The organism is Streptomyces sp. NPDC054783, from assembly GCF_053611725.1.
Genome location: NZ_JBSHAY010000003.1, coordinates 11,122 through 27,279, shown reverse-complemented (window position 1 = coordinate 27,279; position 16,158 = coordinate 11,122). Strand labels below are relative to the sequence as shown.

General features: G+C 72.0%; 10 protein-coding genes and 1 pseudogene. 6 read left to right on the top strand and 5 right to left on the bottom strand.

Annotated elements, in window-relative coordinates; all coding sequences use genetic code 11:
* Positions 1–2: 2 nt before the first annotated feature.
* The 3 genes and pseudogenes from ACWGJ5_RS07055 to ACWGJ5_RS07045 all read right to left on the bottom strand — a co-directional run.
* Positions 3–521, bottom strand: a complete 519-nt coding sequence (locus tag ACWGJ5_RS07055; RefSeq protein WP_453308749.1) for a hypothetical protein — start codon at positions 519–521, stop codon at positions 3–5.
* Positions 522–635: 114 nt separating this feature from the next.
* On the bottom strand, positions 636–2,594 hold the full coding sequence (locus tag ACWGJ5_RS07050; protein ID WP_453308748.1) for an amino acid transporter: 1,959 nt from the start codon (positions 2,592–2,594) through the stop codon (positions 636–638).
* Positions 2,595–2,848: 254 nt separating this feature from the next.
* Positions 2,849–3,115, bottom strand: a pseudogene (locus ACWGJ5_RS07045) (HAD family hydrolase); the annotation flags it as partial.
* 471 nt (positions 3,116–3,586) lie between these two features.
* On the opposite strand from ACWGJ5_RS07045, the gene ACWGJ5_RS07040 reads away from it, so the two are divergent.
* Positions 3,587–4,999: a hypothetical protein gene (locus ACWGJ5_RS07040; protein WP_453308747.1), complete on the top strand. Its 1,413-nt coding sequence runs from the start codon at positions 3,587–3,589 to the stop codon at positions 4,997–4,999.
* Between the two features lie 19 nt (positions 5,000–5,018).
* Here the strand turns inward: ACWGJ5_RS07040 and ACWGJ5_RS07035 are convergent, their stop codons facing one another.
* Entirely contained in the window at positions 5,019–6,596 is a 1,578-nt protein-coding gene (locus ACWGJ5_RS07035; RefSeq protein WP_453308746.1) for a Na+/H+ antiporter, read from the bottom strand.
* A 232-nt stretch (positions 6,597–6,828) separates the two neighbouring features.
* Here ACWGJ5_RS07035 and ACWGJ5_RS07030 point away from each other — a divergent pair, with 232 nt between their 5' ends.
* Positions 6,829–9,327, top strand: a complete 2,499-nt coding sequence (locus tag ACWGJ5_RS07030; RefSeq protein WP_453308745.1) for an ATP-binding protein — start codon at positions 6,829–6,831, stop codon at positions 9,325–9,327.
* Between the two features lie 70 nt (positions 9,328–9,397).
* On the opposite strand, the gene ACWGJ5_RS07025 is transcribed toward ACWGJ5_RS07030, so the two are convergent.
* Entirely contained in the window at positions 9,398–9,919 is a 522-nt protein-coding gene (locus ACWGJ5_RS07025) for a hypothetical protein (protein ID WP_453308744.1), read from the bottom strand.
* 211 nt (positions 9,920–10,130) lie between these two features.
* Between ACWGJ5_RS07025 and ACWGJ5_RS07020 the strand changes: the two genes are divergently transcribed.
* The 4 genes from ACWGJ5_RS07020 to kdpB all read left to right on the top strand — a co-directional run bounded on the left by ACWGJ5_RS07020 (position 10,131) and on the right by kdpB (position 16,153).
* Complete coding sequence (locus ACWGJ5_RS07020) at positions 10,131–11,969, top strand: APC family permease (RefSeq protein WP_453308743.1); 1,839 nt, start codon at positions 10,131–10,133, stop codon at positions 11,967–11,969.
* 256 nt (positions 11,970–12,225) lie between these two features.
* Positions 12,226–12,315, top strand: a complete 90-nt coding sequence (gene kdpF / locus ACWGJ5_RS07015) for a K(+)-transporting ATPase subunit F (protein WP_037770757.1) — start codon at positions 12,226–12,228, stop codon at positions 12,313–12,315.
* Between the two features lie 32 nt (positions 12,316–12,347).
* A complete protein-coding gene (gene kdpA, locus ACWGJ5_RS07010) occupies positions 12,348–14,012 on the top strand; it encodes a potassium-transporting ATPase subunit KdpA (RefSeq protein WP_453308742.1) in 1,665 nt (554 codons plus the stop codon).
* The gene (gene kdpB, locus ACWGJ5_RS07005; RefSeq protein WP_453308741.1) at positions 14,009–16,153 is read left to right on the top strand and encodes a potassium-transporting ATPase subunit KdpB; all 2,145 of its coding nucleotides are present in this window, start codon (positions 14,009–14,011) and stop codon (positions 16,151–16,153) included. Before kdpA ends, kdpB begins: the two co-directional genes overlap by 4 nt.
* Positions 16,154–16,158 lie beyond the last annotated feature (5 nt).

Below are 16,158 nucleotides of genomic sequence, written 5' to 3'. Positions count from 1 at the left end.
AGTCAGGAGAGCCCCGAGGCCCTGAGCACCGCCTGCACCGTCTCGTCGTCGATGCGGTGACCCAGGCGGTGAAGGACTTCCGCACCCCGGCGCAGCGTTCCGCGTTCCAGGGAGCGGTGGACGCCGGTGTCCAGTTCGTGCCAGAGCAGGGGGTTGGCCGCGAGGATGCGCGGGTCGAGTTCCAGGCGGTGGCCGTGGACGTCCCGCAGGACCAGGTGGGAGGAGACGCCGGCGTACTGCCGTACGGAGACCAGGGCGTCCGTACGGACCACGTGCCGGCGCCAGGGCGTGCGGACCGCGAGCCAGCCGGGGCCCGCGGTGACCCGCTGGGGGAGCAGGACGGTGCACACCGCGGCCGACAGGGTGACCCAGAGCAGGGCGCGCAGGGGGGTCAGGCTGCCCGCGTCCCAGTCGACCAGGAGGCACAGGGCGCAGAAAATCAGGGCGCAGGTGAGCGCCAGCCGGGCGCTGCCGCGCCAGTGGCGGTCGCCGGCCGAGCCTGGCGGTCCGCTCCGTCGCATGGGGCCGACGCTAGGTGGCTGTGCGGGGTGGGGCGCTGCTGCATACGGGGTCCTAGCGCCGTACGGGTGCATCTTGACGGAATCCTGACGCGGACGCCTCGGTCCCCGGCGGCTTCAGCCGGTGTGCACGCGGGGGCGCAGGGGCCGGTTCGGTTCCGCCTCGCGCAGGACCTCGCGGGTGACCGGGGCGACCTCGCCCTGGCCGAAGAGGAAGAAGCGCAGGAAGTTGGCGAAGGGGTTGCCCTCGGTCCACTCGAAGTAGATGTGCGGGGTGCAGCCGGTGGCGTCGCGGGCGTGCAGGAGCAGCGCGGCGAGGGCGTTGGGGATGGAGGAGGAGTCCAGGGTCAGGACGCGGTAGCGGTCGTGCAGGACCTCGCCGCGCACGGTCAGGCCGGCCTCGAACTCGGAGGGGTCGGTGACCGTGACCTCGACGAAGACGAAGTCCTCCGAGGACGGGATGTCGTTGTCGGCCCTGATCTGCTCGACCTTGTCGCGGTACTCGGCCTTGTCGCGCCGGCCGGGCTTGTTCGCGATGAAACGGATGCGGCGGTGCGACATGTCCCGGATGAACCGTTCCGCCATGTCGTCGAGCTCGATGTGCGTGACGCGCAGCTCGAAGGCGCGGGCCAGCCGGGAGAGGAAGGAGACGAGCATGATGCCGACGATGAAGCAGGCGCCGATCTTGACGCCGTCCGGGCGTTCGACGACGTTCGCCACGGTCACGTAGAGCAGGACCGCGGAGACGGTGCCGAAGCCGGCGGTCCAGCCGCGTTGGCCGGCCCGGTGGGAGGCGATGGTCACGGCGATCGCCGCGGAGGACATCAGGACCAGCACGCCGGTGGCGTAGGCGCCGCCCTGCTTGTCGACGTTGGCGTCGAAGATCCAGGTCACCAGGAAGGCGACCAGGGTGAAGACGATGACCATCGGGCGCACCGCGCGGGCCCACTGCGGGGCCATGCCGTAGCGGGGCAGGTAGCGCGGCATGAGGTTGAGCAGGCCGGCCATGGCCGAGGCGCCGGCGAACCACAGGATGGCGATGGTCGACAGGTCGTAGACCGTGCCGAAGGCGCCGCCGAGGTACTCGTGGGCGAGATAGGCGAGCGCGCGGCCGTTGGCCTTGCCGCCGGGCTTGAACTCGTCGGCCGGGATCAGCACCGTGGTGATGAAGCTGGTGGCGATCAGGAAGACGCTCATGATCAGCGCGGCCGTGGTGAGCAGCTTCCTGGTGTCGCGGATCCGGCCGGTCGGCTTCTCCTCGGTGTCCCCGGGATCGCCCTGGACGTGGGGCATGACGGCGACGCCGGTCTCGAAGCCGGACAGGCCGAGGGCGAGTTTGGGGAAGACCAGCAGGGACACACCGATCATGGCCAGGACGTTGCCGTGCTGGGTGGTCAGGGCGCTGGTCCAGTCGGTGACCAGGTGCTCGGCGGTGAGCACGTGCCACAGGCCGACCGCCACGACCACGGCGTTCAGGGCGAGATAGACCACCACCAGGGTGAACGCGACGCCGATCGCCTCCAGGAAGCCCTTGAGGAACACCGCGCCCAGCAGGGCCACCAGCAACAGCGTGATCAGCATCTGCAGGCCGTGCAGGGTGCTCGTCAGGTGCGGGTTCTCGATCAGGTGGGTGGAGGCGTCGGCGGCCGACAGGGTGATGGTGATCAGGAAGTCGGTGGCGGCGAAGCCCAGCAGTGTCAGGACGAACAGCTTGCCCTTCCAGAAGGACAGCAGCCGCTCCAGCATGGCGATGGACCCCTCGCCGTGCGGGCTCTCCTCAGCCACCCTGCGGTAGACGGGCAGGGCGCCCGCGAGGGTGACGACGACGAGGACCAGGGTGGCGACCGGGGAGAGCAGACCGGCCGCCAGGGCCGCGATGCCGGGCTGGTAGCCGAGGGTCGAGAAGTAGTCGACACCCGTCAGGCACATCACCCGGTACCAGCGCTGGCCCTTGTGCGGGGGCTCCGGCTCGGCGTGCGGGCCGGTGTGGCCCCCGGCCTTGCCCATGTCGGACAGGCCCTCCAGCATCCAGGCGCGCAGCCGGCCGGTATGCGGAGCGTGTTCGGACGTGGCCATCGGCGTGCTCCCGACGTGCGGCTCAGCGTGAGGTTCCGGCCATCACGCGACGGCGCCACCAGCGTAAGCAGACGGCGCCGCACAGGCCCATGGGCCGAGCCGCCGGGCTGTCGAGCCGGCGCGAGGACCGGCGCGGCGAGCGCTGGCCGGACACCGGGGTCGAGGCGTCCCCCTGCGCGGCGAGCGATTACGCCGTACGGGGGAGCCAGGACCGTCGGACGCCGTGGCGAGGGCTCTCCCTGAAGGGCGGGGGGCTGCATCGACTCGATCAGCTCGGCCGGGTTGGAGTCGAGGTCGACCATGTTGCCGGCCTCCTTGGCGACCGACGTACCGGTGTTCATCGCCACGCCGACGTCCGCCTGGGCGAGCGCGGGCGCGTCGTCGGTGCCGTCACCGGTCATCGCGACCAGCTTGCCGCCGGCCTGCTCCCGCTTGATGAGGGCCATCTTGTCCTCGGGGGTGGCCTCGGCCAGGTAGTCGTCGACGCCCGCCTCCTCGGCCATGGCGCGGGCGGCCGGCGGGGTCGAGGCCGCCTTCGCGTCACTGCGGAGTGGGGACTCCGCCGACCGCGCGGCGCCCTCGGCGCCCTCGGCCCGGGCGGCGTCCGACTGCGGATCCAGCCGGCGCCCGACAGCCCAACCGCCCAGGTGGCCAAGGAATTTGCGGCACCCATACGGCGTGGCCCCGCCCGGCGTCAAAGTCCCGTCAAACAGAGCTGAGGAGCCGTCAGGGACCCGTCAAGGCCGGCCGCGTGTGGCTGAATCCGGTCGCAGACTGATCGGCAACGGGGGACGGGCGACCGTCCGTGGCGTGACGTTGGAGGGACCGTGACTCTCACGGCCGGAACGGCGCAGGGTCCTGGGACCGAGGGGGCCGCCGCAGCACCACGACACGGGGAGGCTGCCCCCTCCGGGGGCAGCCCCGGACCGCGACGACGAGGGAGTTCGCGGACGGCCGGACCGGGTCCGGGGCTGCCCCCGGGGCGCCGGGCCGTGGCCGCGCGGGCCGCTCTGCGCCGTCGTTTGTGGGCCACCGTGCCCGCACGGCTGCGCCTTCTGCGCGCGGCCGCGGTCCTGCTCACCGCCGCCCTCGCCGTGCTGGTCCTGGTGGCCGGGCTCGCCGCGCTCGGCACCTGGAGCAGCGTGGTGGACCGCGACGCGCCCCGCACCACCAGCGCCGCCGACCTCAACCTGGCCCTGAACGACATGGACGCCCAGGCCGCCAACGTCCTGCTGTCGAGCGGCGACGCGGGTAAGGGGCGGCTGCAGACGCCGTACACCAAGGCCGTCGGCCTCTACGGCGGCGCCCGGCGCGAGATCGGGCACGACCTGCGTGCGCTCGCCGTCGCGGCGCAGGGCAGCCGGGCCGACGAGAAGACCGTGGAGACGCTGACCGACGACTTCGCCGAGTACCAGGAGCTGATCGGCCGCGCCCTGGAGAACGACGGCCACCGCGGCGGCAAGCCGGCCGCCCTCGCCGACTACCGGCGCGCCACCGACCTGCTGCGCACCCGACTCCTGCCCGCCGCCGGCAGCTTGGTGTCCTCGAACGACGCCGCCTTCGACGCCGAGTACTCCTCGGCCCGCTCCGCCCTCTCCGCGCAGCTCGCCGCCGTACTCGCCCTGGGCGTGCTGCTGCTGGCCGTGCTCGGCGCCCTGCAGTGGTACCTGGCCCGCAGCTTCCACCGCATACTCAACCCCGGCGTGCTGGCCGCCACGGTCTGCACGCTGACAGCCGTGATCCTCGGAGCGCACCTGCTGTCCGCCTCCTCCGGCCGCCTGCACGTGGCCCGGCGCGACGCCTTCGACTCCGTCGTCGCCCTCTCCCGCGCCCGCGCCATCGCCTACGACGCCAACGCCGACGAGAGCCGCTACCTGCTCGACCCGCAGCGCCGCACCCGGTACGGGGAATCGTTCCTGGCGAAGTCCCAGCAGTTGTACGGCCTCCGGGGCGCGACCCTGTCGACGTACGACACGCAGCTGGCCACCACCTGGCAGGCCTACCGGACCGACCACCACGACCTGCGCTTCACCGGCGAGTTCCGCCGCGAGCTGGACAACATCACCTTCCCCGGCGAGCGGGCCGCGGCGGAACGGACGGTGGACGCGTACGCCGTCTACCAGCACGACGACCGCAGGATCCGCGCGCTGACGGCCTCCGGCAAGGAGCGGGAAGCGGTCGAGTTCTGCATGGACTGGGCGCCGGGCACCTCCAACGCCCACTTCGGGGCGTGGATGACCGCCCTGGACAAGGTGGCGGGCATCAACCGGGCGCACTTCACGTCCTCGGTGGACGGGGGGCGTGGGGCGGTGAACGAGCTGTTGCCGTGGACAGCCGGACTCCTGACGGCGGCCGTCCTGCTGACACTGCTGGGCCTGCGCCCGAGGCTGGCGGAGTTCGGCTGAGCAACGGAGGCGGGAGCGCTCACGCATCAGTCAGCCGGGCCTCCTCGAGGTCCAACGCCCGCTGCAGCCGCCGCCGCGTAGTGTCGCTGATCGCATGCGCGTCGTACAGTCGCTGCAGTTCGCCGGTCTCCACGGCGATCAGGTCGCGCCGCAGCTGGCGGTAGACCCGGTCGGCGGACTCGGTGGCCACGCCCTCGGCGCCGTTGGTCCGGGCGAGGCGGTCGCGGGCGTCGTCGAGGCGGGCGTTCAGGCCGCGGCGCAGCCGGTCCAGGACGACGTCCGGTACGACCTCCAGTTCGGCGAGCTCCTCCAGGCGGGCGAGCCCGGCGTGGGCGAGCCGGGAGCGGGCCTCGGCCTCCTCGCGCGCGGTGTGGGCGGGCTCCAGGGCGATGCCGGAGGCGCGGACGACCGGGGCGAGGGTGAAACCCTGGACGACCAGGGTGACCACCACGACCGAGGTGGTCAGGACCAGGACCAGCGGCCGGTCGGTGAGCGGGCCGCCGTTCCTCATGACCTCGGGTATGGACAGCGCGGCGGCCAGCGGCATCACCCCGCGGGTGCCCGCCCAGGTCAGCACCACCGGCACCCGCCAGTTCAGGCGGCCGGCCCCGCCCTTGCGCTGCACCACCGCCGACAGGGGCGCCAGCCACAGCAGGCGTACGGCGACGAGGGTGGTGGCGACGGCGAGGGCGTACAGCGGCCAGGCACGGTCGCCGTCCGCCAGGGCCCGTACCTGGGAGGGCAGGGCCAGCCCTATCAGGCTGAAGACGACGCTCTCCAGAAGGAACACCACCGTGCCGTACACCGCGTGCAGCTGGAGCCGTATGCGGGCGTTGGTCAGCCGGTCGCCCCGGCCGCCCAGCACCACCCCGGCCACCACGCAGGACGTCACCCCGGAGGTGTGCGCGACCTCGGCCAGCAGATAGGCGGCGTACGGGGTGACCAGGGCGATCACCGTCTCCAGCACCGGGTCCTCGGTGCGGCGCCGGATCAGGGTGACCACACCGGCCACGGCCGCCCCGATCACCGTGCCGCCGCCCGCGAGCAGGAAGAACTCGCCGCTCGCCGAGCCCCAGTCGGCGGCGGCCGCGGCGACGGCGATGCCCGCCGCCACCCGGACGAGCACCAGGGAGGTCGCGTCGTTGAACAGGCTCTCCGCCTGGACGAGCACCTGGACCCGGGGCGGCAGGGCGAGCCGCCGGCCGAGCGCGGTCACCGCCACCGGGTCGGTGCTGGCCAGCACCGCGCCCAGCACGAACGCCATCTGCCAGGACAGGGGAGTGACCAGCACCGCCACGGCGGCGACGGCCGCCGCGGAGGCCAGCACCAGGCCGATGGCGAGGATCCCGACCGGTTTCCACACCGCCCGCAGCTCCCGCCAGGGCATGTCCTCGGCGCTCGCGTACAGCAGGGGCGGCAGGACGACCAGGCCGATGATCTGGGGGCTGATCTGGATCTGCGGGGTGCCCGGCAGCAGCGCCACCGCGAGACCGGCGACCACGAGCAGGGAGGGGGCGGGGATGCGCCAGCGGCGGGCGAAGGTGGCGACCACCGTGGCGAGGACCACGAGGGCGAGAACCGTACCGACGCTGCGCATGCCGTCCCCCTGGAATCGCGGAAGCCGCTCCGGCTCCCGGCCGACCAGACTTCCCGGCACACCTGTCCTCACCCTATCGGGCCAGGGCACGTCAAGACAGTGTCAAGGTCCACCGGACCGGCGCCAAGGAACCGCTAACACGCGCACCGGCCGCCCACCGAAGCGGCTTCCTTGGGAGCAGGAACCCTCCCGCGAAGGGGAGTTGGATGGTGAGCGGAGCGCGTCGGCGGCGATGAGTGACGTACGGCCCGGACGACTGAAGGTCTACCTCGGCGCGGCCCCGGGGGTCGGCAAGACCTACCGGATGCTCGACGAGGGGCGGCGCCGTGCCGCGCGGGGGGCGGACGTGGTGGTGGGGTTCGCGGAGTGCCACGGGCGTCCGCGCACCGAGGAGATGCTCGACGGCCTGGAGACCGTCCCGCGCCTGGCCTGCACTTATCGCGGCGGCGGCTTCGAGGAGATGGACCTGGCCGCGGTGCTGGCGCGCCGCCCGCAGCTGGCGATCGTGGACGAGTTCGCCCACAGCAACGTCCCCGGCGACGGCCGCAACGCCAAGCGCTGGCAGGACATCGAGGCCCTGCTCGACGCCGGCATCGACGTGATCAGTGCGCTGAACGTCCAGCACCTGGAGTCCCTCAACGACGTGGTCGAGAAGATCACCGGGGTGCCGCAGCACGAGACGGTGCCGGACGAGGTGGTACGGCGGGCCGGGCAGATCGAGCTGGTGGACATGCCGCCCGAGGGGCTGCGCCGGCGCATGGCGCACGGGAACATCTACACCCCGGAGAAGATCGACGCCGCGCTGGCCAACTACTTCCGGCCCGGCAACCTGACGGCCCTGCGGCAGCTGGCGCTGCTGTGGACGGCCGACCGGGTGGACGAGGCGCTGCAGGAGTACCGCTCGCAGCACGGGATCGGGCGGGTGTGGGAGACCCGGGAGCGGGTGGTGGTCGCGCTGACCGGCGGCCCGGAGGGCGACACGCTGGTACGGCGGGCCGCCCGCATCGCCGACCGGTCCGCCGGCGGCGATCTGCTGGCCGTGCACGTGGCCCGCAGCGACGGCCTCGCCGCCGGCGTCTCGCACGCCTCGCTGGCCCGGCAGCGCCGGCTCGTGGAGGACCTCGGCGGCAGCTACCACTCGGTCGTCGGCGACGACGTCGCGACCGCGCTGGTGGAGTTCGCCCGCGCCGAGAACGCCACCCAGCTGGTGCTCGGGACCAGCAGGCGGGGGCGGCTGGCCCGGTTCCTGACCGGGCCCGGCACGGGGGAGACCGTGACCGAGCTGTCCGGCGACATCGACGTGCACCGGGTCACGCATGAGCGTGCCGGGCGCGGCACCCTGCTCCCGTCCCGGCGCCGCACGCTCTCGACGGCCCGGCTGATCGCGGGCCCGGTGGCCGGACTGGTGCTGCCGGTCCTCCTCACCGCCGTCCTCGCCCAGCTGCGGGGCACGCTGAACCTGACCAGCGAGGCCCTGTTGTTCCTGCTCGCCGTGGTGGGCGTGGCCTGCATAGGCGGGGTCGCCTCCGCGGTGATCGCGTCGGTGACGGCGTCCCTGCTGCTCAACTACTGGTTCATCCCGCCCATCGGCGCCTTCACGCTGGGCGACCCGAACGCCCTGCTCGCCCTGGCGGTGTTCGCGGTCGTCGCGGCCACGGTCGCCGCCGTCGTCGACCGGTCCCTGCGCCTGTCGCGCCGCTCCGCCCGGGCGACGGCCGAGGCGGAGACCATGTCGTCCCTGGCCGGCAGCATCGTGCGCGGCGAAGCGACCATCCCGGCCCTGCTGGAGCGGACCCGGGAGACCTTCGGCATGGAGTCGGCGGACCTGGTGGACGAGCCGCCCGATGCGGCGGCCGGGATGACGGCCGTACCCGCCGGTCCCGGCGCCTTCCTGGTGCTGCGCGGCCGTACCCTCTCCTCCTCCGAGCGGCGGGTGCTCGCCGCGTTCGCCGCGCACGTGGGCTCCGCGGTGGAGCGGGCCCGGCTGGCCGAGGCGGCGGCCGAGGTGGAGCCGGTGAAGGCCGCCGACCGGCTGCGTACGGCGCTGCTGCGGGCCGTCGGCCACGACCTGCGCACGCCGCTGGCCGCCGGGTGGGCCGCCGTCACCTCCCTGCGCAGCCGGGACGTCGCCTTCTCCGACGAGGACCGCGACGAGCTCCTCGCCACCGCCGACGAGTCCATGGCCAAGCTCAACCGCCTGGTGGAGAACCTGCTCGACCTCAGCCGTCTGGAGGCCGGCGCGCTCACCCTGAACCTGCGCGCGACCTCCTTGGAGGAGGTGCTGCCCATGGCGCTGGCGGACGTGCCGGAGGTCGAGGTGGGGGACGTGGAGGACATCCCTGCGGTGCTGGCCGACCCGCCGCTGCTGGAGCGGGTGATCGCCAACCTGGTCGGCAACGCCGCCCGGCACACCCCGCCCGGGAAGAGGGCGCTGGTCACCGCGAGTGCCCTGGCGGGCCGGGTGGAGCTGCGGGTGGTGGACCGGGGGCCCGGGCTGCCCGCCGACGGGCGGGAGCGGCTCTTCGAGCCCTTCCAGCGGCTCGGCGACACCGACAACACCACGGGCCTGGGCCTGGGCCTCGCCCTGGCGCGCGGACTGACCGAGGCGATGAACGGCACCCTCGGCCCCGAGGACACCCCCGGCGGCGGCCTCACCATGGTGGTGTCACTGCCCTTCGCGGCACATCCGGCGGGCGCCGAACCGACCGGCCAGAGCGTGGGAGGCGGGTGACGGGAGCCGCCCCCGGTTCCTGGCAGCGCGGACGTGGCGGCTGCCCGGCCCGGTCCGGCCCCCGCACCGCTCACTCCAGGCCGGAGACCCGGAACACGGCATGGGCGGTCTCGCGGTCCACGCGCCGGGCGAGGCTGCCCAGGGCGGTCGTGCCGCACAGCAGCGAGCCGTCGGCGGCGGCCTTCCGCGCACCCTCGTCCAGGCGGAACCACAACTGCGGGTTGCGCACCAGGACGTGGGGGTCGATCTCGACGCGGCCGCCCATCGCGTCCCGCAGCACGAGCCGTGGGGAGACGCCGTCCAGGCAGCGGACCGACACCAGCAGATCCGTCCGCACCCGGTGCTCGCGCAGCAGCCGGCGCGAGGCCAGCCAGTTCCCGCCCGCGGACACCCGGGCGGGATACAGCACGACGAGGAGCAGCCCGGAGAGGGCGAGCCACAGCGCGGCGCGCCACAGGGCGATCCGGCCGGACCCCCAGTCGATCAGGAACAGCACGGTGAGCAGCACGCCGGCACAGCGGACGGCGCTCCACCGCTCCCGCGTCCAGTCCCGGTCGGTCGCAGCCTCACCCGGTGCGTCAGGGCGTCCCATGGCGTCGACGGTAGTGACCCGGGCAGGCGCGACGGCGGGCCTTGACACGGCTCTGACGGAGCTACCCGTCAAGATCGCGTCAAGGCGGGCCGGTTGGGCGCGAAGATGCCGCAAGGACCGGTCGGGCGCGGTGGGAAAGGGCCAGAACCTGGGTGAACCCGCGCGCACTTCAGTCCCCGCGCGCGGTCGCAGCACGACAGGAGCACGCGCCATGTCCGTCCTGACCACCGAGCCGGATGCCGTCCCCGCCGGCGAGGAGCCGCCCGATACCGGCGAACGCCACCGGCTGACCGCCGTCACGGGGCTCGCGGCGCTCTCCCTGGACGCGATGGCGTCGGTGGCGTACGGCCCCGAGGCGATCGTGCTGGTCCTGGCCGCGGCGGGCGCGCACGGGCTGGGCTTCACGCTGCCGGTGACGCTGGCCATCGCGGCCCTGCTGGCGGTGCTGGTGGCCTCCTACCGGCAGGTGATCGCGGCCTTCCCGGACGGCGGCGGCTCCTACGCCGTGGCGAAGACGCACCTGGGGGCGCGGACCAGCCTGGTGGCCGCCGCCTCGCTGGTGCTGGACTACGTCCTCAACGTCGCCGTCGCCGTCACGGCCGGCGTGGCGGCCCTGACCTCCGCCTTCCCCGCCCTGTACGACGACCGGCTGTGGCTGTGCCTGGCCGTGCTCGCGCTGATCACCGCGGTGAACCTGCGGGGGATCGTGGAGTCGGCGAAGGCGTTCATCGTGCCGACGGTCGTCTTCGTGGGCGCGATCTTCGTACTGATCGTGGCGGGCCTGCTGCGGTCGGCTCCGGCGAGTACGGCCACCGCGGCCGGGCACGCCCCGGTCGTCGCGGACAACGCCACGAGCGTCGGTGTCCTGCTCCTGCTCAAAGCCTTCGCTTCAGGGTGTTCCGCCCTGACCGGCGTCGAGGCCATCGCCAACGCCGTCCCCTCCTTCCGCGTCCCGCGGGCCCGCCGGGCCCAGCGCGCGGAGGTCGCCCTGGGCGCCGTACTCGGACTGATGCTGATCGGCCTGTCGGTGCTGATCGGCCGCTTCCACCTCCGGCCGGTCGAGGGCGTCACGGTCCTCGCCCAGCTCGCGGACGCCTCCCTCGGCCACAACTGGGCTTTCTACGTCATCCAGTTCGCGACGATGATCCTGCTGGCGCTGTCCGCGAACACCTCCTTCGGCGGGCTGCCGGTGCTGCTGAAGCTGCTCGCCCGCGACAACTACGCGCCGCACGTCTTCGCGCTGAAGGCCGACCGCCAGGTGCACCGGCACGGCGTTCTCGCGCTCGCCGTGGTCTCGGCCGCGCTGCTGGTCTTCTCCGGCGGCGACACCAACACCCTGGTGCCGATGTTCGCCATCGGTGTGTTCGTCGGCTTCACGATCGCCCAGATCGGCATGGTCCGGCACTGGCGCCTGGAGCGGGGCCCGGGGTGGCGCGGGAAGGTGCTGCTGAACGGCTTCGGGGCGGTGCTGACCGGGGTCGCGACGGTCGTGGTCACGGCGAGCAAGTTCACCGAGGGCGCCTGGCTGATCGTCGTCGCTCTGCCGTTGCTGGTGCTGGGCTTCACCAACGTGCACCGCGCCTACGGCCGGATCGGCGAGCGGCTCGGGCTCGGCCGCATACCCGAGGCCCCGCACCGCGAGCGCTCGCTGGTGGTCGTCCCCGTGGCCGGCCTGTCCCGGCTGACCTCGGAGGCCCTGACGGCGGCCGCCTCCCTCGGCGACGAGGTCCGTGCGGTGACCGTCTGCTACCCGGACCCCGAGGACCGGGCCCAGCTGCACGCCCTGGAGCGGTCCTGGGCCGAGTGGGACCCCGGTGTGCCCCTGGTGCGGCTGTCCTGCACGCGGCGCAGCCTGGGCCGCCCCATCGCCGCGTACGTCCGTGAGGTGGCCGCCGCCGAGCCCGGCACCCGGGTCACCGTGCTGATCCCGGAGGCGGAGCCGGAGCGGCTGTGGCAGCGGCTGCTGCAGAACCAGCGGGGCGCGGTTGTCGCGCACGCCGTGCGGCGGGAGACGGACGCGGTGATCTGCCGGCTGCGGTTCCGGCTGTGAGCCGGGTCACCGACCGTCACGGCGGGCTACCCACAGGTACGGATCAGGGTTCGTAAGAGACCCGTCAAAGCCGTGGGCGTGGCCGTAAGAGGGTCGTCAACGGGCGACCCGATCCGGCCAGACAGGCGCTTTCCTCTAATCGTCCGATTCACCGAACCTCACTCCAGGAGTTCGCGATGGCCGATCTGGCCTTCGTCGTCACCGTGCTCGCGGGTTTCGCGCTGGTGGCCCTTGTCGCCAAGGGGGTGACGAAGCTGTGACCGTCGAAAACGTCGTCGGCCTGGTCGTGGCCGTCGCCCTGCTGGGCTATCTCGTCCTCGCCCTGATCTTCCCGGAGAGGTTCTGACGGTGACATCAGCTGCTACCGCAGCGGGCGCCATGAGTCCCGTACTCGCCGGCCTGCTCCAGCTGCTCGCCCTGATAGGCGCGCTGGCGCTCGTCTACGTCCCGCTCGGCAACTACATGGCCCGGGTCTATTCCTCCGACAAGCACCTGCGGGTGGAGAAGTGGATCTACAAGGCCATCGGTGCCAACCCTGATGCCGAGATGACCTGGCCCGCGTATCTGCGCGGTGTCCTCGCCTTCTCGGCGGTCAGCGTCCTCTTCCTCTACCTGCTGCAGCGGCTCCAGGGCGTGCTGCCGGGCTCGCTGCACTTCTCCGCGGTCAACCCGGCGCAGTCGTTCAACACGGCCGTGTCCTTCGTGACCAACACCAACTGGCAGTCGTACTACGGCGAGCAGACCATGGGTCACGTCGTACAGACCGTCGGTCTGACCGTGCAGAACTTCGTCTCCGCCGCGGTGGGTATCGCGGTCGCGGTGGCGCTCGTGCGTGGTTTCGCCCGCTCGCGCACCGGTGAGCTGGGCAACTTCTGGTCCGACCTGGTGCGCGGCACGCTGCGCATCCTGGTGCCGGGCGCCGCGATCGCCGCGGTGATCCTCGTCGCCTGCGGCGCCATCCAGAACTTCTCCGGCATCCACGAGGTCGGTCAGTTCATGGGCGGCTCGCAGCAGTGGAACGGCGGCGCGGTCGCCTCGCAGGAGGCGATCAAGGAGTTCGGCACCAACGGTGGCGGTTACTTCAACGCCAACTCCGCCCACCCCTTCGAGAACCCCACCCCGTTCACCAACCTCTTCGAGATCTTCCTGCTCCTGGTGATCCCGTTCTCGCTGACCCGCACGTTCGGTGTGATGGTCGGGAACGTGAAGCAGGGTTACGCCATCCTCGCCACGATGGTCACCATCTGGTTCGGTTTCGTCGTCCTGATGATGTGGACGGAGTTCGCGCACCACGGCGCGGCGCTGCAGGCCGCGGGCGGGGCGATGGAGGGCAAGGAGGTCCGCTTCGGCGTCGGCTCCTCGTCGATCTTCGCCGTGTCGACGACGCTCACCTCCACCGGTGCGGTGGACTCCTTCCACTCCTCCTTCACCGGACTCGGCGGCGGCATCACCATGCTCGGCATGATGCTGGGCGAGATCGCGCCCGGCGGCACCGGCTCCGGCCTGTACGGCATGCTGATCATGGCGGTCATCGCGGTGTTCATCGCCGGCCTGATGGTCGGCCGTACACCCGAGTACCTGGGCAAGAAGATCGGCGGCCGCGAGATGAAGCTCGCCGCCTGCTACATCCTCATCACCCCCGCCCTGGTGCTGGTCTTCACGGCCGCCTCGATGGCCCTGTCGACCCCGCCGCACTCGATGCTCAACTCCGGTGCGCACGGGTTCTCCGAGGTGCTGTACGCGTTCACCTCCGCGTCGAACAACAACGGTTCGGCCTTCGCCGGTCTGAACGCGAACACCGACTGGTACAACACCATGACCGGGCTCGCGATGCTGCTGGGCCGCTTCCTGCCGATGGTGTTCGTGCTGGCGCTGGCCGGCTCGCTCGCCGAGCAGAAGCCGGTACCGGTGACCGCCGGCACCCTGCGCACCGAGAAGCCGCTGTTCACCGGCCTGCTCGTGGGCGCGATCCTGATCATCACCGGTCTGACGTACTTCCCGGCGCTGGCGCTGGGCCCGCTGGCCGAAGGGCTGGCGTCATGACGACCGACATCAAGAAGCAAGAGGACTCCATGTCCACTCCCACCCTTGCGCCCCACCAGGACGCGCCGACCGGACACAAACCCGACGAGGGCCGTGTAGGAGCGGGACTCTTCGAACCCAGGCAGCTGCTGAAGTCCCTGCCGGAGGCCTGCCGCAAGCTCGACCCGCGGGTGATGGTCAAGTCCCCCGTGATGTTCGTGGTGTGGATCGGCTCCGTGCTGACCACGGTCTTCTCCTTCCAGCACCCGGGCGACTGGTTCGGCTGGACCATCAGCGCCTGGCTGTGGCTGACGGTGATCTTCGCCAACCTGGCGGAGGCCGTGGCCGAGGGCCGCGGCAAGGCGCAGGCCGACACCCTGCGCAAGGCCAAGACCGACACCGTCGCCCGCCGCCTGGTGGGGGACACCGAGGAGCAGGTCCCCGGCACCGCGCTGACCATCGGTGACCTGGTGGTCTGCGAGGCCGGTGACGTCATCCCCGGTGACGGTGATGTCGTCGAGGGTGTCGCCTCGGTGGACGAGTCGGCGATCACCGGTGAGTCCGCTCCGGTGATCCGCGAGTCCGGCGGCGACCGCAGTGCCGTCACGGGCGGTACGAAGGTGCTGTCCGACCGGATCGTCATCAAGATCACGACGAAGCCCGGTGAGACCTTCATCGACCGGATGATCAACCTGGTCGAGGGCGCCGCCCGGCAGAAGACGCCCAACGAGATCGCGCTGAACATCCTGCTCGCCTCGCTCACCATCGTCTTCCTGCTCGCGGTGGCCACCCTGCCGCCGTTCGCCGACTTCGCCTTCAAGAACGTCGGCAGCCACGAGCACCTGACGATGGTGGTGCTGGTGGCCCTGCTGGTCTGCCTGATCCCGACCACGATCGGCGCCCTGCTGTCCGCGATCGGCATCGCGGGCATGGACCGGTTGGTGCAGCGCAACGTGCTCGCCATGTCCGGGCGTGCGGTCGAGGCCGCCGGTGACGTCTCCACCCTGCTGCTGGACAAGACCGGCACCATCACCCTCGGCAACCGCCAGGCCGCCGAGTTCGTGCCGGTCAAGGGCACCACCGAGGCGGAGGTCGCCGACGCGGCCCAGCTGTCCTCGCTGGCCGACGAGACCCCCGAGGGCCGCTCGATCGTCGTCCTCGCCAAGGAGAAGTACGGGCTGCGCGAGCGGCACCAGGGCGAGCTGGTCGGCGCCGAGTGGATCGAGTTCACCGCCCAGACCCGCATGTCGGGTGTGGACGTCGACGGCCGCAAGATCCGCAAGGGCGCCACCGCATCGGTCATCGCCTGGGTCGAGGAGCAGGGCGGCGCGGTCGCCGAGGACGCGGACGGCATGGCCAACCGCATCTCCGAGGCCGGCGGCACCCCGCTGCTGGTCGCCGTCCACGACGAGAAGGGCGCCCGGGTCCTGGGCGTCATCTACCTCAAGGACGTCGTCAAGGAGGGCATGCGGGAGCGGTTCGAGGAACTGCGCCGCATGGGCATCAAGACCGTCATGATCACGGGTGACAACCCGCTGACCGCGAAGGCGATCGCCGAGGAGGCGGGCGTCGACGACTTCCTCGCGGAGGCCACTCCCGAGGACAAGATGGCCCTCATCAAGCGGGAGCAGGCCGGCGGCAAGCTGGTCGCGATGACCGGCGACGGCACCAACGACGCCCCGGCGCTGGCCCAGGCGGACGTCGGCGTGGCGATGAACACCGGTACGTCGGCCGCCAAGGAGGCCGGCAACATGGTCGACCTCGACTCCAACCCGACCAAGCTGATCGAGATCGTGGAGATCGGCAAGCAGCTGCTGATCACCCGGGGTGCGCTGACGACGTTCTCCATCGCCAACGACGTCGCGAAGTACTTCGCGATCATCCCGGCGCTGTTCGCGGCGGTCTACCCGGGCCTGGACAAGCTGAACATCATGCACCTGTCCTCGCCGAACTCCGCGATCCTGTCCGCGGTCGTCTTCAACGCGCTGATCATCATCGCGCTGGTGCCGCTGTCCCTGAAGGGCGTGCGCTACCGGCCGATGAGCGCCGACAAGATGCTCCGCAGGAACCTCGGGATCTACGGCATCGGCGGCCTGATCGCGCCCTTCATCGGCATCAAGATCATCGACATGCTCATCTCCCTCATTCCCGGAATCGGCTGATCGCC